This is a genomic window from Stenotrophomonas sp. Steno-C17, assembly GCF_056393165.1.
In genome coordinates this window covers 64,716-84,745 of sequence record NZ_JBWJPD010000004.1, presented here as the reverse complement: position 1 = coordinate 84,745, position 20,030 = coordinate 64,716, and the positions used below count along the sequence as shown (strand labels likewise).

Below are 20,030 nucleotides of genomic sequence, written 5' to 3'. Positions count from 1 at the left end.
CCCATGCGCCCCGAGCTCGCGCTGGTACCGGGCGAGCCCGCCGGGATAGGTCCGGAACTGTGTGTCCGCCTGGTCCAGCAGCCGCGTGATGATTGCCGGCTGCTGGCCTTCGCCGACCCGGACACCCTGCGCGCGGCCGCTGCCGCGCTGAACCTGCCCCTGCAACTGCTGCCGGAAGAGGCGCAAGCGCGCCTGCCAGGCGATCTGCGCCTGCGCGCGGTCGCCAATGCCGTGCCCAGCCGCTTCGGCCAGGCCGACCCGGCCAACGCCGGCGCGGTCATCGGCGCCCTGCTCGGCGCCGGCCAGGCCTGCCTGTCCGGTGAGCTGCACGGCGTGGTCACCGGCCCGGTGCACAAAGCCGTCATCAACGAAGGCGGCATCGCCTACAGCGGCACCACCGAACTGCTGGCCGACCAGGCCGGGGTGAAGGTGGTGATGATGCTGGCCAACGACATCGTGCGCGTGGCGCTGGCCACCACCCATCTGCCACTGCGCGAGGTGGCCGATGCGATCACCGCGCCTGGTCTGGAGCACACCCTGCGCACCGTGCATGCCGCGCTGCGCCGCGAATTCGGCCTGGGCGCACCGCGCATCGCCGTGCTGGGCCTGAACCCGCATGCCGGCGAAGACGGCCACCTGGGCCGCGAGGAACTGGACCTGATCATCCCGCTGCTGCAGCGCCTGCGCGCCGAAGGCATGGATCTGGTCGGGCCGCTGCCGGCCGACACCGCCTTCCTGCCGGCCAAGCTGGCCGGGTTCGACACCGTGCTGGCCATGTACCACGACCAGGGCCTGCCGGTGCTGAAGTACTCCGGCTTCGAACAGGCCGTGAACCTGACCCTGGGCCTGCCCTACCCGCGCGTGGCAGTCGACCATGGCACCGCGCTGGACCTGGCCGGACGCGGCGTTGCCGATCCTTCCAGCCTGCAGGCTGCCACCGCCCTGTGTGCGCAATTGGCCCGGCAACGTACACTGAGCGTATGAATTCCCCGCATTCCCCCTCCGGCCCGGTGTTCACCGCCCCGGCCAAGAAGCAGCTTGGCCAGCATTTCCTGGCCGACCGCCACTACATCGACAAGATCGTGATGGCGGTCAACCCCAAGGATGGTGACCGCCTGGTCGAGATCGGCCCGGGCCAGGGCGCGATCACCCTGCCGCTGCTGCGTGTCCACCCGAAGCTGACCGTGATCGAGTTCGACCGCGACCTGATCGCGCCGCTCACCGCGGCCGCCGAACCGCTGGGCGAACTGACCATCGTCCATCGCGACGTGCTGCGCGTGGATTTCACCGAACTGGCCGCCGGCCAGCCGATCCGCCTGGTCGGCAACCTGCCCTACAACATCTCCTCGCCCATCCTGTTCCACGCGCTGGAACATGCCGCGGTCATCCGCGACATGCACTTCATGCTGCAGAAGGAAGTGGTCGATCGCATGGCCGCCGGCCCGGGCAGCAAGGTCTATGGCCGCCTGAGCGTGATGCTGCAGGCGTACTGCCAGGTCACCTCGCTGTTCGTGGTGCCGCCGGGTGCGTTCCGGCCGCCGCCGAAGGTCGATTCGGCCGTGGTGCGGCTGGTACCGCGCGATCCGGCCACGATCGCCATCCACGATCACGCGCGCTTTGCAGAAGTCGTCAAGGCCGCCTTCGGCCAGCGCCGCAAGACCCTGCGCAACGCGTTGAACAAGGTGGTGACCGCCGAACAGTTCACCGCTGCCGGTGTGCGCCCCGATGCCCGTGCCGAACAGCTGGATGTGGCTGAATTCATCGCTTTGGCCAATGCCACCTGATTACACTGCCGGTATGGAAGACGCTGACGTTTACGCCATCTCCGTTGAAGTTGCCCCGCGCTTCCTCGACGACCAATCCGCGCCGGAAGACGGCCGCTATGCGTTCGCCTATACGATCCGCATCCGCAACCGTGGCCGCGTGGCGGCCCGCCTGGTTGCGCGCCACTGGCGCATCACCGACGCCAACGGTCGCGTCGAGCATGTCGATGGCGATGGCGTGATCGGCGAACAGCCGCGCCTGCGCCCCGGTGAAGACTTCCACTACACCTCGGGTGTCATGCTGGGCACCGACCACGGGACCATGCAGGGCCACTACGACATGGTTGCCGACGATGGCACTGAATTTGCCGCGCCGGTCGCACCTTTCGTGCTGGCCATCCCGCGTACCCTGCACTGACACGGAGGCCGGACGATGAGTGTGTGGGCGATCGGCGACCTGCAGGGCTGCTACGACGTAACCCAGCGCCTGCTGGAAAAGATCCGCTTCGACCCGGCGCAGGACACCCTGTGGTTCTGTGGCGATCTGGTCAACCGCGGCGGGCAATCGCTGGAAACCCTGCGCCTGGTGCATTCGCTGCGCGCGCACAGCGTGGTGGTGCTGGGCAACCATGACCTTTCGCTGCTGGCCGTTGGCGCCCGCACCGAAGAGGAACAGCGCAAGGTCAACCCGGACCTGCTGCGCATCGTGCAGGCCGAGGACCGCGACGAACTGCTGGAGTGGCTGCGCCTGCAGAAGCTGGTGCACGTGGACCGCGAGCTGGGCTGGATGATGGTGCATGCCGGCCTGGCGCCGAAGTGGACCACGCAGATGGCCGAGAAGCACGCCGCCGAAGTGGAAGTGCAGCTGCACGGTGCCGGCTACCGCAAGCTGTTCCGCAACATGTACGGCGACAAGCCCAGCTGGGCACCGAACCTGGCCGGCTATGACCGCTCGCGCGCGATCATCAACGTGCTTACCCGCATGCGCTACTGCACCCCGCGCGGGCGCATCGGCATTGAAGACAAGGGCACGCCCGGCACCCAGGAACAGGGGCTGTATCCCTGGTTCGAAGTCCCCGGCCGGGTCGAGCGCGACCTGAAGGTCGTGTGCGGCCACTGGTCGGCGCTGGGCCTGACCATCACCCAGGGCGTGCACGCCATCGACACCGGTGCGGTGTGGGGCGGCAAGCTGACCGCCCTGCAGCTGGATACCGACGAGCTGCGCGTGGTGCAGGTGCCTGGCCGTGATGTGCCGGCGCCAGTCCCCAACGCACGGCCGCCGGCACGCCCGCCGCAGCCGCGTGCGCCTGCCGCTGCGCCGGGCAAGGAAGGCGGCAACGGCCAGCCTGCCGCTCCCGGCAACCGCGGCCCGCGCCGCCGCCGCCGTCGCGGCGGTGGCGGTGGTGGTGGTGGTGGTGGTGGTGGTGGCGGGGGCACCGCTCCCGGCAATGGAGCCCCGCCGACGGCATGAGCCAGCGACGCGATGCACCATGGACGGTGCTGCTGCTTGCCCTGGTCTGTACCAGTGGCTGCCAGCCCGCGTCCCCGCCCCCGCCGCCTGCCGATGCCCACGCATCGGCGCCGACGCCCGCTGCCCCTTCGTCGTCGCCGCCACTGGTGGTCGCGGCGCGCGCACAGGTGGGCGTGACCACGCGCTACGACCCCGCATACCAGGTACTGGCCTATCCCGGCGGTGATGTGCCGGCTGATCGTGGCGTCTGCACCGACGTCGTAGTGCGCGCGCTGCGCAGCCAGGGCGTGGACCTGCAGGCGCGCGTGCATGAAGACATGCGCGCGGACTTCAGTGCCTATCCGGCGATCTGGGGCCTGTCACGACCGGACCGCAACATCGATCATCGGCGCGTGCCGAACCTGATGCGCTGGTTCGAGCGGCAGGGCTGGCAGCAGCCGATCACGGGCACTTCGGTGGACTACGCGGCCGGCGACATCGTCGCCTGGAAGCTCAGGGGCAACGGCCTGCTGCACGTGGGCATCGTGTCCGATCGCCGGTTGGCCGATGGCACGCCCTTGATCCTGCACAACATCGCCCGCGGCACGCGCGAAGAGAACCTGCTGTTCCAGCACGCCATCATCGGGCACTACCGGATGCCGTAGCGACTCTCCCGGTAGCGTCGACTGTCAGTCGACCATCGCGCGCAGCGCGGGGGGTTCAGTGGGCGCCAAGCGCAGTCGATTGACAGTCGACGCTACCTGCCGCCACTCCATCCTGGCACGGCGCGCTCACTGAAAAAGCAGCCCGCGCAGCAGATTGACCCATCATTGAACACACGACACGGAAGCCCATGACCGAAACACCGCCACTGCCCGAGCCCAAGGTCTATTCCCGCAAGATCGTCCACGCCGCGATGGAACGCGCGCGCGTGGCGTTCCATCCCCACGTGGCAGCACTCGGTTTCGTGCGCAGCACGTCCAAGATGTGGGTGCGACGCCGCGAGTTCACCGCCGACTGGTTCACTCTGACGCGGGTTGGCAGTATCAACAACTATTCGGTGGAACCGGTGTTGGACGCCGGCATCCATGTGCTGAATGATCCTCGTCGCCTGCCGCTCAACGCGCCGCCGCACCGCCGGGCCGTGCTGCACTTCCGCGAAGCGCGTTACCACCACCGCTTCAATGCCAGCAGCGACAGCATGTTCGATCGCACCGTCACTGACCTGGTGCGCTACTTCGATGATGTGCAGGAACCCTGGTTCCAACGCTTCGCCACGGTGGATGCCCTGCTGGACGCCCCGGACCGGGATTACGCACTGCCCGATCTGCAACTGGACGCAGCGCTGACCCCTGACGAGAAAGCCTACCTGAGGGATGGTCTCGACCATGGGATAAGCGCCGAGCGCCTGGCCGCATCGCTGAAGCTGCTGGGGATCAAGCCGCCGAAGGCCCCACGCCGCCGTTTGTAGCGTCGAGCGTGGGCCGTCGCGCCAGTCCCGGTAGCGTCGACTGACAGTCGACTATCGCGCACAGCGCGGGGGGTTCGGGGGGCGCCAAGAGCAGTCGACTGACAGTCGACTCTACCCCCCTCCTGCCGTTCCAGCACGCCATCATCGGGCACGACTGGATGCCCCGGTAGAGTCGACTGTCAGTCGACTATCGCGCGAAGCGCGGGGGGTTCGGGGGGCGCCAAGCGCAGTCGACTGACAGTCGACTCTACCCCCCCCCCGCCGGTATTTCCGTCGGTGTTTCCGCCGGTGTTTCGGTCGGTGTTTCCGCCGGTATTTCCGTCGGTATTTCGGCGATCAGCGGCGCGTGTAGTGGGCGAAGCGGAACGCGTAGGCGTGGCGCGCGTCGGCCGGATGCGGCTCGCTGCTGGTTTCCTGCCACACCGCCGGGTCGACTTCGGGAAAATGCGTATCGGCCGGCACCTCGGCGTCCACCCAGGTCAGGTACAGGTCGCTGGCCTGGTCCAGCAGTTGGCGGAAGATTTCGCCCCCCCCAATGATGCACAGCTCGCTGGCGCCCTCGCCCGCCGCAATGGCCTTGGCTTCGTCCAGCGACGCCACCGCGCGCATGCCCTCGAACGGCACCTGGCCGCTGCGGGTCAGCACCAGGTTGGTCCGCCCCGGCAGCACGCGGCCGATCGATTCGGCGGTCTTGCGCCCCATCAGGATCGGCTTGCCCAGGGTCAACGCCTTGAAGTGCTTGAAGTCGTCCGGCAGGTGCCAGGGCATGGCATTGCCCTGGCCGATGCCACGGTTGCGGTCCAGTGCTACGACCATCGAAAGTTTCATCGCTGCGACCTCCTCAACCGGCATCGATCTGCAGCCGTTCGCAGGCCGCCTTGGCGGCACTGGCCGCCTGCAACGCTGCCGCCAGCGCCGGGCTGGACAGGGACTTCTCATCCATGTCCGCGACGATCTTCTGCTTCTGCGCTTCCTCGATATCCTTCAGGCCCGGGCCTGAGAGGATGTCTGCCGACAACGCCTCCCTGTCGGTGCCGCTGTCGGCAGCCCGCGCCAGGAACGCCTGCAGCTGGTCGCTGGAGTAGACGCTGGCAAGCTGCTGCTCCAGCGCGCGCTGGTACTCTGGCTCCTCGATGCCCGACTTGAGGTGCTCGGTCATCGCCGCGTACATGCCGGTCACCGCTTCGCGCATCTGCGCCTGGCAACCTGCCGGAATGTCCTCAGGCATCATCGTACCGCCATCGAATGCCGCGGCAAACGCGTGGACTTCCTCGCGCATCTGCGCGTGCACGATCTGTGCGTTGACTTCACGGGCCAAGCCCAGCGTATCGGCCGGTGCCGCGTAGGCGCCCGTGCACAGCGCGCTGGCCAGCAGCAGCGGAAACACACACCTGCGCAAACTCATACCGCCACCGGGGCCTTGATGGCCGGGTGCGGGTCGTAGCCGTCGATGCGGATGTCGTCGAACTGGAAGCCGAACAGGTCGGTCACCTCCGGGTTCAACCACAGCGTGGGCAGCGCGCGCGGTTCACGCGACAACTGTTCGCGGGCCTGTTCGTAATGGTTCGAATACAGGTGGGCATCGCCCAGGGTATGCACGAAGTCGCCCACGCCCAGGCCCGTGGCCTGCGCCACCATGTGGGTCAGCAGCGCGTAGCTGGCGATGTTGAACGGCACGCCCAGGAAGATGTCGCCGCTGCGCTGGTACAGCTGACAGCTCAGCTTGCCGTCCACCACGTAGAACTGGAAGAGGTTGTGGCACGGCATCAGCGCCATCTGCGCAAGCTCGCCCACGTTCCAGGCACTGACCACCAGCCGCCGCGAATCGGGGTTGCGCTTGATCTCGTCCACCAGCCACTGCATCTGGTCGATCTCGCGGCCATCGGCAGTGGCCCAGCTGCGCCACTGCTTGCCGTAGACCGGACCAAGATCGCCATTGGCATCGGCCCACTCGTCCCAGATCCGCACCTGGTTGTCTTTCAGGTAGCCGATGTTGGTGTCACCCTTCAGGAACCACAGCAGCTCGTGGATGATCGAGCGCAGGTGCAGCTTCTTGGTGGTGACCAGCGGGAAGCCTTCGTTCAGATCGAAGCGCATCTGCCAGCCGAACACACTGCGGGTGCCGGTACCGGTGCGGTCGCTCTTCTCGGTGCCGTGTTCCAGTACGTGCGAAAGCAGGTCCAGGTAGGCCTTCATGCCTTGCCCTCCGCCGCCACCACCGGCTGCGGCTGCAGCACCGGCGCGCGGCGCGACAGCGCCAGCAGCACCAGGCCCAGCGCCACCAGCGGCAGGCTGAGCAACTGGCCCTTGGTCAGCCAACCGAAAGCGATGTAGACCCCGTTGTCAGGCATGCGCACGAACTCCAGGCCGAAGCGGAAGATGCCATACATCAGCGCGAACAGGCCCGACACCAGGTAGCGGTGGCGCGGCTTGGCCGACACCAGCCACAGCACGGTGAACATCACCAGGCCTTCCAGCGCCGCTTCATACAGCTGCGACGGATGGCGGGCGTAGGGGTTCAGCGCACCGGTGGCGAACTGTGCCTTCAGCGTGGCCGCATCCAGCTGGTTCAGCGGGGCCGGCAGCCCGGACGGGAACACCACGCCCCAGGTACCGTCGGTGTACTTGCCCCACAGCTCGGCGCCGATGAAGTTGCCCACCCGCCCCAGTGCCAGGCCGATCGGCACCAGCGGCGCCATGAAGTCGACCGTGTCGAACAGGTGCAGGCGCTGCTTGCGCGACCACCACCAGCACGCCACCACCACACCCAGCAGGCCGCCGTGGAAGCTCATGCCACCGTCCCACACCTTGAACAGCAGCACCGGGTTGGCCAGGAAATCGCCCAGCGCGTAGAACAGCATGTAGCCGATGCGCCCCCCCAGCACCACGCCCAGCATGGCGTAGAACAGCAGGTCGGAAAAACCATTGGCATCGACGCCCGGCAGGCGGCCCTGCGCGATGCGCTTGCGGCCCAGCAGCCAGGCTGCCGTGAAGCCCAGCAGGTACATGATGCCGTACCAGTGCACCTTGATCGGCCCCAGCGAAAGGGCAATGGGGTCGATATCGTGGAAATAGATCATGAAAGGTGCCTTGCGGTTGAACGCCTATTCTCGGGCCAGCGCCGCCGCGGCTCAACCAAGCAGCTGCGGGGTGTTGGGCAGCCCGTCATCGTCGGACCCCGAACCCGGCGGAAAGTGCCCGGCCAGCAGCCCGGAGACCTCGTCGATGGCATCGCGCAGGGCCTGCACCGGTTCGCTGCCGCGCAGGCCTTCGCGCAGATGGGTGCAGATGCGCTGCCATTGCGCCGGGCTGACCCGGCCGTGCAGGCCGCGATCGGCCACGATTTCGATGGCGTGGTCGGCCAGCAGCAGGTAGATCAGCACGCCGTTGTTGTGCGCGGTATCCCAGGTGCGCAGCTGGGCGAAGGCCTGTTCGGCCGCCTGCCGCGGGGTTACCCGCCGCCACAGCGCGTGCAGGGGCAGATCGGCCTCCACCGCGAACATGACCTGGCCGCCGTGGCGCTGTTCGCCACTGGCGATGGTCTCGGTAATGGCCTGCAGTGCCGCCGGCGGGAAGGCCCGCCGCAGCGACGGGGAAAACAGGTGCCGCCCGATACGCCTGATCATCACCAGCCCCCCGAAGCGCCACCGCCACCGGAACGGCCGCCGCCGCCGCCCCAGCTGCCGCCACCACCGCCGAATCCACCGCCGCCACCGCCGCCCCAACTGCCCCCGCCCCAGCCGCCGCCACCGGCGAAGCGGCCCGGGTGACCCGAGAGCATGGCCACGATCAGGCCAACGATGCCGGCCAGGCCACTGGCCAGCAGGGTGGAGGTGAACAGGAAGGCGGCCAGCGCGGCACCGCCACCGCCCAGCAGGCCGCGCAGCGGCCGCGGCACCCGCGAAAACACCCCGCGCAGGATGCTGCCAGCGAACACGCCGATGAACAGCGCCAGCGCCCAGGTATCGCCACCATCGCCGCTGTCAGTCCCGCGTTGGCTGCTGACCGGGGCCGGCAGCGCCTCGCCATCGATCAGCGTGACCAGCACCGCGGTCGCTTCGGCAATGCCGCCGGCGTAGTCGCCGGCACGGAAACGCGGCACCAGGTATTCCTGGATGACCCGGTTGGCAATGGCATCGGGAATGGCCCCCTCCAGCCCATAGCCCGGCTCGATGCGCACCCGTCGATCATCCTTGGCCACCACCAGCAGCACGCCGTCATCCACGCCCTTGCGGCCGATCTGCCATTGATCGAACACGCGGGTGGTGTACTGCGCGATGTCCTCGGGCTGCGTGCTGGGCACCACCAGCACCTGCAGCTGGCTGCCCTTGCGCTGCTGCAGGGCCAGCGCCTGCTGCACCAGCGCCTGCTTCTGCGCGGCATCCAGCGTGCCGGTGGTGTCGACCACCGGCGAATCCAGCGCCGGAATCGGCGCCAGCTGCTGCGCCTGCGATGCCAGCGGCAGCCACAGCAGCAGGACCAGCAGCGCGGTCAGCCAGCGCATGGATCAGTTCGCCGGCTGCGGTGCCGGCGCCTGCTGCGGCGCGTTGCCGAAATCGACCGCCGGCGCATTGGAAATCTGCGCTTCGTTTTCCACGCTGAAGTTCGGCTTGGGCTGGTAGCCGAAGATCTTGGCGGTGATCAGCTGCGGGAACGAGCGGATGTAGGTGTTGTAGTCCTGCACCTGCTGGATGTAGCGGCCACGGGCCACGGTGATGCGGTTTTCGGTGCCTTCCAGCTGCGCCTGCAGGTCGCGGAAATTGGCGTCGGACTTCAGCACCGGGTAGTTCTCGGTCACCACCAGCAGCCGCGACAGCGCACTGCCCAGCTCGCCCTGCGCCTGCTGGAACTGCTTCAGCGAGGCTTCGTCGTCGGCATTGACGTTGATCTGGCCGACCCGCGAACGGGCGTTGGTCACTTCGGTCAGCACGCGCTCTTCCTGGCTGGCGAAGCCTTTCACGGTCTGCACCAGGTTGGGCACCAGATCGGCGCGGCGCTTGTACTGGTTCAGCACTTCGGACCAGCTGGCCTTCACGGCCTCGTCCTTCTGCTGGATGGTGTTGTAGCCGCAGCCGGAGAGCAGGCCGGCCAGTAGCAGCACGGGCAGGACACGGGTGAGCAGGCGCATGGTGGCGATTCCGGGTGGACGATGTGCCGAGCATGCCACGGACGCGGTGAAAGGTCGGCCATCGGGCGGTGCCCCCTCCGCGGTGGTGGTGCTCATGGATCGTCGGGGTAGTCCGGGCGGGTGAGCATGGCGGGGGACGCCGTGAATACGTCCTTGTAGGCTTAGCCGCGCCATCCATGGCGCGGATACCCCCGCCACGCCCACCCGCCCGGCCTCGTACGGTTTCCTGCGCACCGCGGGAAGATCAAAAAGAGCAAGAACAAGAGCAAAAGCCCATGCTTCAGGCATTCGTGTCGACCAAGGTCGACACCTACCAGAGCGGGATGCCGTTCCGGCAGACGGCGGGAAACTGTCGAAGGCGGGGTGGGTCCGGTTGAGGGGGCGTGAGCCGCATGGATGCGGCGACCGAGCTTACATGGACGTACTTGCAGCGTCCCCCTCAACCGGACCCACCCCGCCATCCCTCAGCAAACCCGCTCTTGACTTTGATTCGGCGGGTGCAGGGCTGCAAGCCCTGCCGCAACCCACCCCCTCAGCAGGCTTCGGCGGCCGGGGCGCGCACCCGCCCCCACCACGCCAGCACCAGCGCTGCGGCCGCCAGCAACCCGCCGGCCACCGGAATGGCCGCATAGCCCAGGCCCAGGCTGATCACCGCCCCGCCCAGCGCAGCCCCCAGCGCATTGCCCAGGTTGAACGCGCCCACGTTGATGGACGACGCCAGGCCCGGCGCCTCGGTCGCCGCCTGCATCACCCGGATCTGCAACGGCGGCACGATGGCGAAGGTGGCCGCACCGAACAACAGCAGCCCCACCGCAGCGGTGGCGTGGCTCATGAACGCCAGCGGCAGCACCAGCATCAACAGCGCCAGCACGGCCAGCAGGATGCGCGTGGCACCGTCCAGCGACCAGTCGGCCAGACGCCCGCCAATGCCATTGCCCACGGTGAAACCGATGCCCACCAGCGCCAGCGACACCGCGATGAACGCATTGGAGGCACCGGTCAGCTCGGTCAGCACCGGCGCCACGTAGGTGTACAGGGTGAACATCGCACCGGCGCCCAGCACCGTGGTGGCCATGGCCAGCAGCACCTGCGGCTGCAGGATCGCCTTCAGTTCACGCCGCACGTCCGGGCGCGGGCCCGGCGCCGAGGCCGGCAGGGCCAGGCCCAGCGCGGTGATCGCCACCACGCCCAGCACCGCGGTGCCGGCAAAGGACAGGCGCCAGCCCAGCTGCTGCCCGGCCCAGGTGGCCAGCGGCACGCCGCCGATGTTGGCGATGGTCAGGCCCATGAACATGGTCGCCACCGCCGCCGCCTGCTTGTCCTTCGGTACCAGGCTGGCGGCGACCACCGCACCGATACCAAAGAAGGCACCGTGGTTGAGGCTGGTGACCAGCCGCGACAACAGCAGCAGGCCATAGTTCGGGGCCAGCGCCGACAGCAGGTTGCCGACCACGAAGATCGACATCAGCAGCATCAGCGCGGTGCGCTTGCCGAAGCGCCCCATCAGCAGGGTCATCACCGGTGCGCCCAGCATCACACCTACCGCGTAGGCGGTGATCAGCATGCCGGCGGTAGGAATGCCCACGCCCACGCCGTCGGCGATGACCGGCAACAGGCCCATGGGGGCGAATTCAGTGGTGCCGATGGCGAAGGCGCCGACGGCAAGGGCCAATAGAGCGGCTCTGGAGTTCATGGGCGTTTCCTGCGTGAGGCAGGCCTGTGAAAAGAAGCGCACAGGGTGCGCGCTTTGCCCCGCCGGATTAAGCCCCGTAGCGGGGAAACAGTGTTGACCCCGGTTCACAGATGCCCAGAACGCAGAACCCCCGGCCAGGCCGGGGGTTCCAGGAAACGCGCTTACCAGTCGCCGGCGCCCGGCACGTGGTGTTCGCGTGCGCGGCGGCGCATCAGCAGGTTCAGCCACTCCACCAGCACCGAGAAGCCCATCGCGGCGTAGATGTAGGGCTTGGGCACGTGCACGTCCAGGCCGTCCAGGATCAGCACCGCGCCGATCAGCAGGATGAAGGCCAGCGCCAGCATCTTCACCGTCGGGTTGGCGTCGATGAAGCGGCCCAGCGGATTGGCGGCCAGCAGCATCACCAGCACCGACAGCAGGATCGCAGCAACCATCACCGGAATGTGGTCGGCAATGCCGACGGCGGTGATGACTGAGTCCAGCGAGAACACGATGTCGATGATCGCGATCTGCAGGATGACCATGCCGAACACGCCCGAGGCCTTGCTGGTAGCGGGGTTTTCATCGTCGCCACCGGTGATCAGTTCCTTGATCTCCATGTAGCCCTTGATGATCAGGAACAGGCCACCGACGATCAGCACCAGGTCGCGGATGGAGATGCCCATGCCGGCCACGTTGAACAGGTTGGCCGACATGTGCGCCAGGTAGGCCAGCGACACCAGCAGCGCGATGCGGGTAATGCAGGCCACGGCGATGCCGAGCTTGCGGGCGAACGGACGGCGCTCTTCCGGCAGCTTGCTGACGGCGATGGAGATGAACACCAGGTTGTCGATGCCGAGCACGATTTCCAGCGCGCTCAGGGTGAACAGGGTCACCCAGGCATTGGGGTCGGCGAGGAACTCAAAGGACATGGAAACTCTTCAAGGCAGTGGGGAATGGGAGGTTCAGCCGTAGGTGCCGGCCAGCAGGTGCGGCACCACGACCAGGGCCCAGCACAGCAGTACGTTCATCATCAGCACGAACACCGCCGCCGAACCCATGTCCTTGGCGCGGCCGGCCAGCTCGTGGATCTCGGCGCCGTAGCGCTCGATCACCGCTTCAATGGCCGAATTGGCCAGTTCCATGGCCAGCACCAGCAGCATCGAGCCGATCAGCAGCGCGCGCTCCACCGGGGTCTGGCCCAGCCACAGCGCCAACGGTGCCAGCACCACCAGCAGGTAGACCTCCAGGCGGAAGGAGGACTCGTGCAGCCAGGCGGCGCGCAGGCCCTGCCAGGACCAGCGGGCGGCCTGGAAGATGCGGCGCGGGCCGCGGGGCAGGTGGCCGAAGTTGTCAGCCACGGGCAACGGTTCCAGCAATGGGGGCGCGGCGCAGCGACCGCTCAGACGCACGGCAGGAGATCATGAAGGCACAGGGAGGGACAGATGGCGCCCATTTTGCCACAAGGGGCGCCGAGGCACCCCGGCCATGCCGCCGCGCCGCCTGACACGGACAAGCAGCGGCTGGGCGCAGCTCCTATGATGAACGTCCTTACTGTTGCGCTGGAGAGCCTGATGACCCGTCGCCGTACCTGCCTGCTGATGCTGGGCCTGCTGACTGCCGCACCGCTGGCCCAGGCGCTCAGCCCGCCGGCCTCGCCGTCCGTGCCCGAGCAGGTGTCCAACGTGGCCTGGGCCGGCGACATGGCCGCCTTCGCCCAGACCGACCGCACCTCGCCGCCGCCGCGCGGTGGCATCGAATTCATTGGCAGCTCGTCCATCCGCATGTGGGAGACGCTGGCCCAGGACTTCCCCACCCAGCCGGTGTTCAACCGCGGCTTCGGCGGGTCGGAAGTGCGTGACAGCACCTGGTATGCCGGGCAGATCGTGGTGCCGTATGCGCCGTGCAAGGTGTTCTTCTATGCCGGCGACAATGATTTGAACAGCGGCCGCAGCGCCAGCCAGGTGCGCGACGATGTGCTGGCCTTCGTGCAGCGCGTGCACCGCGACCTGCCGAAGACGAAGGTGGAATACCTGTCGATCAAGCCGAGCCCGTCGCGCGCCCACCTGCTGCCGGCGATCAACGAAGCCAACGCGCAGATCAAGGCGGCGCTGGCGAAGCTGCCCAACACCGGCTACACCGACATCTACACCCCCATGCTGGGTGCCGATGGCCAGCCCGATGCGAAGCTGTTCCGCGAGGACATGCTGCACATGACCCCGGCCGGCTATGCGATCTGGACCAAGGCGCTGGCACCGAAGGTCAACTGCAACTGAGCCCCCCATCCACGCATGGCGTGGATCTACCGGGATCGGGCGTGGGGTCAGAGCCCGTTGCATGGCAACGGGATCCGACCCCGGCCAATCACCCGTGTAGAGTCGAGCCATGCTCGACTCCGTGGCGGTCCGACCCCGGTCCGGGGTCAGCGGAAGATGACCGTCGCTTCGGTGCCCTTGCCCGGTTCACTGGCCAGGCTGACCTTCCAGCCGAAGCGATCACACAGGCGGCGCACGATCGACAGGCCCAGGCCGGTGCCCTGCGGGCGATCCGGTTCGGCGCGGTAGAACGGCTCGAACGCACGCGCCAGCGCCTCTTCGGACATGCCGATGCCGGTATCGCGCACCACCACCCGATCGGCCTGCACATCCACGTCGATGCGCCCTTCGTCGGTATAGTTGCAGGCGTTGCGCACCAGATTGCTGACCACCACCTGCAGCACCCGCGGCGGCGCGTGCAGCTGCACCGGTTCTGCGCTGTGCAGGGCGATCTGGACCGGGCGGCTGCCCAGCAGTTCGCGCGCATTGTCCACTTCGTAGCGCACCACATCGTTCACATCGAACAGTTCGATCTGCGGCTCGATGTCGGCCTCGCGGGCCAGGATCAGGAACGCATCGATCACCGCTTCCATGTCCCGCCCGGCGCGCTGGATGCGCTGCAGGCTGCGGCGCAGGCGCGGTTCCAGCCCATCGTCGGCCAGCGCCATGTCACTGGCCACGCGGATGACGGTCAGCGGCGTGCGCAGCTCGTGGCTGGCATCACGGGTGAAGTTGCGCTCGCGGGCCACGTGGTCACTGACCCGGGTGGCCAGCGAATGCAGGGCCGCGGCCAACTGCCGGGTCTCGCCCTGCATGTCGGCGGGCAGCTTGTCCGGCTCCAGGTCGGCCGCTTCCGGGTGCCCCGGGTCCCAGCGTGACACGCGCCGGGCCAGCCAGTTCACCGGCGAAACCAGACGTTTGGAGGCGCGGTAGGTCACCCAGCTGGCGCCGTACACGGCCAGCAGGGTCAGCAGCACTGGCACGATGCCGAACCAGAACGCCAGCATTTCCGCGCGCGAGCGCAGGAACACCAGGTACAGGCGCCCCTCGGGCCGCGCGTCCACCAGCACCAGCTGGTCCTCGCCGGGCAGTTCGTGGAAGCCCGGTTCCAGCGTGCGCAGGTTGGCCGGCAGCGACAGGCTGGACTGCCCGCGCTCCAGCAGATAGCCGCGGATGTTCTGGGTATTGGGCGGCGGCTGCACCGGCGAGGCCGCGTGCAGGGTCCAGTAGTAGGCCGCCTCTTCGCGCAGGGCCGCGCCCACCAGGCTGTGTTTGATCACCAGCGCCACCAGCCAGGCACCCAGCAGGATGCCCAGGCTGGCCAGCACGGCCTGCAGGATGAAAACGATGCGGATCTTGCGCGGCAGGCCGTGCGGCATTGCGGGGTCCCGGTCGAAGCGCTGCGATTATAGGCAGCGCCACGTGCCACGGTCGTGCACGGACGGTGACCGCCGCGACAGCATGCGGCCCGTCCCCTGCCCCGGGCCCCGGCCAGGGCCGGGGCGGGTCTGTGCCTGCGCCTGCACCGATCAGGCCATCGGCTGGGCGATATCGGCGATGCGGTAACCGGCGCTCTGCACGGTGTGCAGCAGCGGGCGGTCGAACGGCTTGTCGATGATCTTGCGCAGGTTGTACAGGTGGCTGCGCAGGGTGTCCGAGTCGGGCAGGCCGTTGCCCCAGATCTCGCGCTCGATTTCCTGGCGGGTGACCACGCGCGGCGATTCGCGCATCAGGATGGTCAGCAGGCGCAGGCCAATCGGCGACAGCTGCAGTTCGGTACCGGCGCGGGTGGCCCGCATGCTGACCGGGTCGAGCACCAGGTCGGCCACCTTCAGCACTTCCGAACCCACCTGGCGGCGCTCGCGGCGGATCAGCGCGCGCAACCGGGCTTCCAGTTCCTGGATGGCAAACGGCTTGGTCAGGTAATCGTCTGCACCAAAGCCCAAGCCGGTCAGCTTGTCGTCCAGGGTGTCGCGCGCGGTCAGCATCAGCACCGGCGTCGATTTGCGCGCATCGTTGCGCAGGCGGCGGCACACTTCGATGCCATCCAGGCGCGGCAGCATCAGGTCCAGCACGACCACGTCGTAGCTGTTCTCGGCCGCCAGACGGTAGCCGTCCAGGCCATCCTGCGCATAGTCCACCTCGAAGCCGCGGCCTTCCAGGTACTCGCCGATCATCTCGGAGATGTTGCGGTTGTCCTCGACCACCAGCACCAAGCCGGAAGTCTCCTTCGTCTGACGCATGTGATTCCCTCTGTCTTCAGCTTTGTGAAACATGCCCCATCGACGGTGGACGCGATGTGAAGTTCCGTCAAGACGCGCGGAAACGGTTCATAGCAGGGGTTTGAGCAGCGGCCAGACGTTGTCCAGCACCTTCGGCTGCGCCTGCGCGGTGGGGTGCAGGCCGTCGGCCTGCATCAGCCCGGGCTGCAGGGCCACGCCCTCCAGCAGGAACGGCAGCAGCGGCACCTTGTACTGGTCGGCCAGGCCGCGGTAGGCGGCGGCCAGACGCTGGCGGTAGCCGGGGCCGTAGTTGGGCGGTACGTCGATGCCCAGCAGCAGCACCTTGGCCCCGGCCTTCTGGCTGGCCTGCACCATTTTTTCCAGGTTGCCGCGCACCTGCACCGGGGTCAGCCCACGCAGGGCATCGTTGCCGCCCAGCGCGATCACCACCACGCTGGGCTTCTCCCTGGCCAACAGGCCCGGCAGGCGGGTCAGCGCGCCGGCGGTGGTTTCCCCGCTCATGCTGGCGTTGACGATGCGCGGCGGGGTTTTCGACTGCTGCCTGACCCGCTTGTCCAGCAGGCTGACCCAGCCGGCATCGGCCGGGATATTGTGGGCAGCACTGAGGCTGTCACCGAGCACCAGCACGGTGCCGCCCGGACCTTTGGCACAGGCCAGCCCGGACCACAGCAGCAACCCTAGCAGCAGCACCATCATCGTGCCGGCTTGCCGGCTCCATCCTGTAACGCGCATTGGAGTCTCCTCATCGACAGCCTGTCCCCCCGCAGCGCGCCCGTCGCCATCGCCGTCGACCAGGTCGGCAAAACCGTGCAGGGCCCGGAGGGTGAAGTCCACATACTGGACAACATCACCCTGACCGTCCATGAAGGCACCAGCGTGGCCATTGTCGGCGCCTCCGGTTCCGGCAAGACCACCCTGCTGGGCCTGCTGGCCGGACTGGACCTGCCCAGCCACGGCCGCATCAGCGTGGCCGGGCAGGATCTGGGCGCGCTGGACGAAGAAGCCCGGGCGCAGCTGCGCGCGCGCGAGGTGGGCTTTGTGTTCCAGAGTTTCCACCTGCTGCCGGCGCTGACCGCCGCCGAAAACGTGGCCCTGCCGCTGGAACTGGCGGGCCGCGAAGACCCGGCGCGCGTGCAGCAGGTACTGCAAGCGGTGGGCCTGGCCCATCGTGCCCGCCACTACCCGCGCCAGCTGTCCGGCGGCGAGCAGCAGCGCGTGGCCCTGGCCCGCGCCTTCGTCAGCCGCCCGCGCATCCTGTTCGCCGATGAGCCCACCGGCTCGCTGGACCAGGCCACCGGCCAGCACATCAGCGACCTGCTGTTCGAACTCAATGCCAGCAGTGGCACCACCCTGGTGCTGGTGACCCACGACCTGCGCCTGGCGCAGCGCTGCCAGCACATCCACCGCATCGACAACGGCCGCCTGCAGGACGTCGCCCACGAGGCGCGCGCATGAACCTGCTGCGCCATGCCTGGCGTGCGCTGCGCCGCGAGGCGCTGGCCGGCGACCTGCTGACCGTGTTCGCCGCGCTGGTGCTGGGCGTGGCGGTGATGACCGCGGTGGGCACCCTGGTGAACCGGGTGAATCTGGCCCTGACCGGCAGTGCGGCGGAAATGCTGGGCGGCGACCTGGGCGTGGGCAGCCGCAACGAACCGCCGGCGGCCTTCGCCGAGGAAGCGCAGCGGCGCAGCCTGGCCCATACCCGCATTGCCGGCTTCGGCAGCGTGCTGTTCCAGGGCGATGCCAGCCAGATGGCCAGCATCAAGGCAGTGGAAGCGGGCTATCCGCTGCGCGGCAGCCTGCGCGTGCGCGCCACCCCCGGCGGGACCCTGATCGAGCGCGCCGGCATGCCGCCGAAGGGCCAGGCCTACGCCGACCCACGGCTGCTGCAGGCGCTGGGCCTGAAGGCCGGCGACGATCTGGAATTCGGTGCGGGCACGCTGCGCATCGCCGGCATCATCGAGGCCGAGCCCGATACCGGCGGCGACCTGCTGACGCTGTCCCCTACCCTGCTGGTGAACCGCGCCGACGTGGACGGCACCGGCCTGCTCGGTCCGGGCAGCCGCATCAACTACCGGTTGATGTTCGCCGGCGGACCTGCGCAGATCGCCGCGTTCCGGCAGTGGCTGCTGCCACAGACCAAGGGCATGCGCGTGCTGAGCGTGGATGACACCCAGCGCGGGGTGCGCCAGGCCTTCGATCTGGCGGGCCGTTTCCTGGGCCTGAGCGCGCTGCTGGCGGTGCTGCTGGCCGGCGTGGCCACGGCGCTGGCCGCCAACCGCTTCGCCCTGCGCCGCATCGACCAGGTGGCCGTGCTGCGCTGCCTGGGTGCGCGCCAGCGCGACATCCTGCTGGGCCTGGCCCTGCAGTTGCTGATGCTGGCGGTGCCCGCCTGTGCCGTCGGCATCGCACTGGGCATGGCCGCGCAGGAAGGCCTGGTGCAGGCACTGGGCAGTCTGGTGCCGCAGCGCCTGCCCCTGCCCGAAGCCACCCCGGCACTGACCGGCGCCGGCATTGGCCTGTTGCTGCTGTTCGGCTTCGGACTGCCGCCGCTGCTGCGCCTGCGCGGGGTGCCGCCGATGCGCGTGCTGAACCGCTCGTTCGCCGCACTGCCACCGGCCTCGCTGCTGGCCAATGTGGCCGCGCTGGGTGCCAGCCTGTTGCTGGCGGTGCAGGTCACCGGCGATCTGAAACTGGCGCTGTGGGTGCTGGGCGGGCTGGCCGCGCTGGCCCTGGCTGCCGGCGTGCTCGGCTTTGCCCTGCTGCAGGTGCTGCGTGGCCTGCAGCACCGCCTGCACGGCAATTGGCGGCTGGGCCTGGCCGCACTGACCCGGCGTCGCCTGCTGGCGGTGATGCAGCTGGTGGGCCTGTCGCTGTCACTGTGCGCGCTGCTGTTGCTGGCGGTGACCGGACCCGGCCTGCTGCAGCAATGGCGCGAGCGCCTGCCGGCCGACACCCCCAACTACTTCCTGATCAACATCCAGCCCGAACAGCGTGAGAGCGTGCTGGCCACCCTGCGTGGCCTCGGCGCGGACGACGCCAGCATCGAGCCGATGGCCACCGGCCGCCTGATCGCGATCAACGGCAAGCCGCCGCTGCGCGTGGACCAGGCCGCTGCCGAAGGCAACGGGGCGAACAACGGCCCGCGTGAGGACGACGACGAGAACCGCCCGCTGAACTTCAGTTGGCGCAGCACCTTCCCACCGGCCAATGCGCTGCTGCAAGGCCGCTTCTGGCAGGCCGACAGCCGCGCTGCGGAAGCGTCGGTGGAAACCGGCTGGGCGCGGCGCTATGGCGCGCATCTGGGCGATCGCATCACCATTGCCGTCGGCGAGCAGCAGCGCGAATTCACCGTCACCAGCATCCGCAAGGCCGACTGGAACACGTTCCGGCCGAACTTCTTCGTGCTGCTGAACCCCAACGCGGTGGGCGATACCCCGCACAACCTGCTGTCAGCCTTCCATCTGCCCGCCGGCCAGGCCGCTGGCCTGGGTGAGCTGGTTCGGGCGCAGCCCAACCTGTCCCTGCTGGATGTGGACGCGGTGATCTCGCAGGTCCGCGATGTGATGAACCGCGTCGCACAGGCGGTGCAGCTGGTGATGGTGTTCAGCCTGCTGGCCGGCGTGCTGGTGCTGCTGGCAGCCCTGCAGGCCACCGCCGGCGAGCGGCGGTATGACAGCGCGGTGCTGCGCACCCTGGGCGCCACCCGCCGCCAGCTGCGCGGTGCGGTGCTGGTGGAATTCGGTGCGCTGGGCACCCTGGCCGCCGTGCTGGCGGTGGGCGCAGCGGCAGCCATCGGCCTGCTGGTGTCGCAGAAGGTGTTCGAACTGCCGCTGCTGCCGCCGTGGCCGGGCCTGCTGCTGGGCGGCGTGCTGGGCATCGGCCTGAGCCTGCTGGCCGGCTGGTGGGGCACCCGGCGGATCCTGCACACGCCGCCGGCACTGGCCCTGCGCGAGGCCTGAGCGGCGGCCGCGCGGCGTGGATGTGC

Annotated in this window: 22 protein-coding genes; 9 read left to right on the top strand and 13 right to left on the bottom strand. The window is 68.5% G+C overall.

What is annotated here, in order from left to right:
• The first annotated feature begins 3 nt into the window (after nt 1–3).
• The 6 genes from pdxA to AC06FA_RS05095 all read left to right on the top strand — a co-directional run bounded on the left by pdxA (nt 4) and on the right by AC06FA_RS05095 (nt 4,684).
• Entirely contained in the window at nt 4–984 is a 981-nt protein-coding gene (gene pdxA, locus AC06FA_RS05120) for a 4-hydroxythreonine-4-phosphate dehydrogenase PdxA (protein WP_478067399.1), read from the top strand.
• On the top strand, nt 981–1,784 hold the full coding sequence (rsmA, locus tag AC06FA_RS05115) for a 16S rRNA (adenine(1518)-N(6)/adenine(1519)-N(6))-dimethyltransferase RsmA (protein WP_478067398.1): 804 nt from the start codon (nt 981–983) through the stop codon (nt 1,782–1,784). The genes pdxA and rsmA overlap by 4 nt, the downstream gene beginning before the upstream one ends.
• A gap of 13 nt (nt 1,785–1,797) precedes the next feature.
• Nucleotides 1,798–2,181 (top strand): Co2+/Mg2+ efflux protein ApaG, encoded by a 384-nt coding sequence (gene apaG, locus AC06FA_RS05110; protein WP_108748588.1) that lies wholly within the window; start codon nt 1,798–1,800, stop codon nt 2,179–2,181.
• Nucleotides 2,182–2,196: 15 nt separating this feature from the next.
• A complete protein-coding gene (locus tag AC06FA_RS05105; RefSeq protein WP_478067397.1) occupies nt 2,197–3,234 on the top strand; it encodes a symmetrical bis(5'-nucleosyl)-tetraphosphatase in 1,038 nt (345 codons plus the stop codon).
• Nucleotides 3,231–3,878, top strand: a complete 648-nt coding sequence (locus AC06FA_RS05100; RefSeq protein WP_478067396.1) for a DUF1287 domain-containing protein — start codon at nt 3,231–3,233, stop codon at nt 3,876–3,878. The genes AC06FA_RS05105 and AC06FA_RS05100 overlap by 4 nt, the downstream gene beginning before the upstream one ends.
• Nucleotides 3,879–4,066: 188 nt before the next feature.
• Nucleotides 4,067–4,684 (top strand): hypothetical protein, encoded by a 618-nt coding sequence (locus AC06FA_RS05095; protein WP_478067395.1) that lies wholly within the window; start codon nt 4,067–4,069, stop codon nt 4,682–4,684.
• A 336-nt stretch (nt 4,685–5,020) separates the two neighbouring features.
• On the opposite strand, the gene AC06FA_RS05090 is transcribed toward AC06FA_RS05095, so the two are convergent.
• The 10 genes from AC06FA_RS05090 to AC06FA_RS05045 form a co-directional block, all read right to left on the bottom strand.
• Complete coding sequence (locus tag AC06FA_RS05090; protein ID WP_478067394.1) at nt 5,021–5,512, bottom strand: dihydrofolate reductase; 492 nt, start codon at nt 5,510–5,512, stop codon at nt 5,021–5,023.
• 13 nt (nt 5,513–5,525) lie between these two features.
• On the bottom strand, nt 5,526–6,089 hold the full coding sequence (locus AC06FA_RS05085; RefSeq protein ID WP_478067393.1) for a hypothetical protein: 564 nt from the start codon (nt 6,087–6,089) through the stop codon (nt 5,526–5,528).
• Nucleotides 6,086–6,880 carry a thymidylate synthase gene (locus AC06FA_RS05080; RefSeq protein ID WP_478067392.1) on the bottom strand — a complete coding sequence of 265 codons (795 nt, stop codon included), beginning with the start codon at nt 6,878–6,880 and terminating at the stop codon, nt 6,086–6,088. The genes AC06FA_RS05085 and AC06FA_RS05080 overlap by 4 nt, the downstream gene beginning before the upstream one ends.
• Entirely contained in the window at nt 6,877–7,764 is an 888-nt protein-coding gene (lgt, locus tag AC06FA_RS05075; protein ID WP_478067391.1) for a prolipoprotein diacylglyceryl transferase, read from the bottom strand. Before lgt ends, AC06FA_RS05080 begins: the two co-directional genes overlap by 4 nt.
• A gap of 51 nt (nt 7,765–7,815) precedes the next feature.
• Nucleotides 7,816–8,310 (bottom strand): TPM domain-containing protein, encoded by a 495-nt coding sequence (locus AC06FA_RS05070; protein ID WP_478067390.1) that lies wholly within the window; start codon nt 8,308–8,310, stop codon nt 7,816–7,818.
• Complete coding sequence (locus AC06FA_RS05065; RefSeq protein WP_478067389.1) at nt 8,310–9,188, bottom strand: TPM domain-containing protein; 879 nt, start codon at nt 9,186–9,188, stop codon at nt 8,310–8,312. Before AC06FA_RS05065 ends, AC06FA_RS05070 begins: the two co-directional genes overlap by 1 nt.
• Before the next feature lie 3 nt (nt 9,189–9,191).
• Nucleotides 9,192–9,812, bottom strand: a complete 621-nt coding sequence (locus AC06FA_RS05060; RefSeq protein WP_478067388.1) for a LemA family protein — start codon at nt 9,810–9,812, stop codon at nt 9,192–9,194.
• Between the two features lie 532 nt (nt 9,813–10,344).
• Nucleotides 10,345–11,505, bottom strand: coding sequence for an MFS transporter (locus AC06FA_RS05055; RefSeq protein WP_200734973.1), 1,161 nt, complete (start codon nt 11,503–11,505; stop codon nt 10,345–10,347).
• A 161-nt stretch (nt 11,506–11,666) separates the two neighbouring features.
• On the bottom strand, nt 11,667–12,416 hold the full coding sequence (locus AC06FA_RS05050; RefSeq protein ID WP_478067387.1) for a TerC family protein: 750 nt from the start codon (nt 12,414–12,416) through the stop codon (nt 11,667–11,669).
• 33 nt (nt 12,417–12,449) lie between these two features.
• Entirely contained in the window at nt 12,450–12,845 is a 396-nt protein-coding gene (locus AC06FA_RS05045; RefSeq protein WP_478067386.1) for a diacylglycerol kinase, read from the bottom strand.
• A 213-nt stretch (nt 12,846–13,058) separates the two neighbouring features.
• Here AC06FA_RS05045 and AC06FA_RS05040 point away from each other — a divergent pair, with 213 nt between their 5' ends.
• A complete protein-coding gene (locus AC06FA_RS05040; protein WP_478067385.1) occupies nt 13,059–13,760 on the top strand; it encodes an SGNH/GDSL hydrolase family protein in 702 nt (233 codons plus the stop codon).
• 146 nt (nt 13,761–13,906) lie between these two features.
• Here AC06FA_RS05040 and AC06FA_RS05035 read toward each other — a convergent pair whose 3' ends face one another.
• From AC06FA_RS05035 to AC06FA_RS05025, 3 genes are all read right to left on the bottom strand, one after another.
• On the bottom strand, nt 13,907–15,178 hold the full coding sequence (locus AC06FA_RS05035; protein ID WP_478067384.1) for a sensor histidine kinase: 1,272 nt from the start codon (nt 15,176–15,178) through the stop codon (nt 13,907–13,909).
• A gap of 150 nt (nt 15,179–15,328) precedes the next feature.
• The gene (locus tag AC06FA_RS05030; protein WP_002811889.1) at nt 15,329–16,042 is read right to left on the bottom strand and encodes a response regulator transcription factor; all 714 of its coding nucleotides are present in this window, start codon (nt 16,040–16,042) and stop codon (nt 15,329–15,331) included.
• Nucleotides 16,043–16,129: 87 nt separating this feature from the next.
• Nucleotides 16,130–16,774 (bottom strand): arylesterase, encoded by a 645-nt coding sequence (locus tag AC06FA_RS05025; protein ID WP_478067383.1) that lies wholly within the window; start codon nt 16,772–16,774, stop codon nt 16,130–16,132.
• A gap of 75 nt (nt 16,775–16,849) precedes the next feature.
• On the opposite strand from AC06FA_RS05025, the gene AC06FA_RS05020 reads away from it, so the two are divergent.
• On the top strand, nt 16,850–17,497 hold the full coding sequence (locus AC06FA_RS05020) for an ABC transporter ATP-binding protein (protein WP_478067382.1): 648 nt from the start codon (nt 16,850–16,852) through the stop codon (nt 17,495–17,497).
• Nucleotides 17,494–20,004, top strand: a complete 2,511-nt coding sequence (locus AC06FA_RS05015) for an ABC transporter permease (RefSeq protein WP_478067381.1) — start codon at nt 17,494–17,496, stop codon at nt 20,002–20,004. Before AC06FA_RS05020 ends, AC06FA_RS05015 begins: the two co-directional genes overlap by 4 nt.
• The last annotated feature ends 26 nt before the right edge of the window (nt 20,005–20,030 follow it).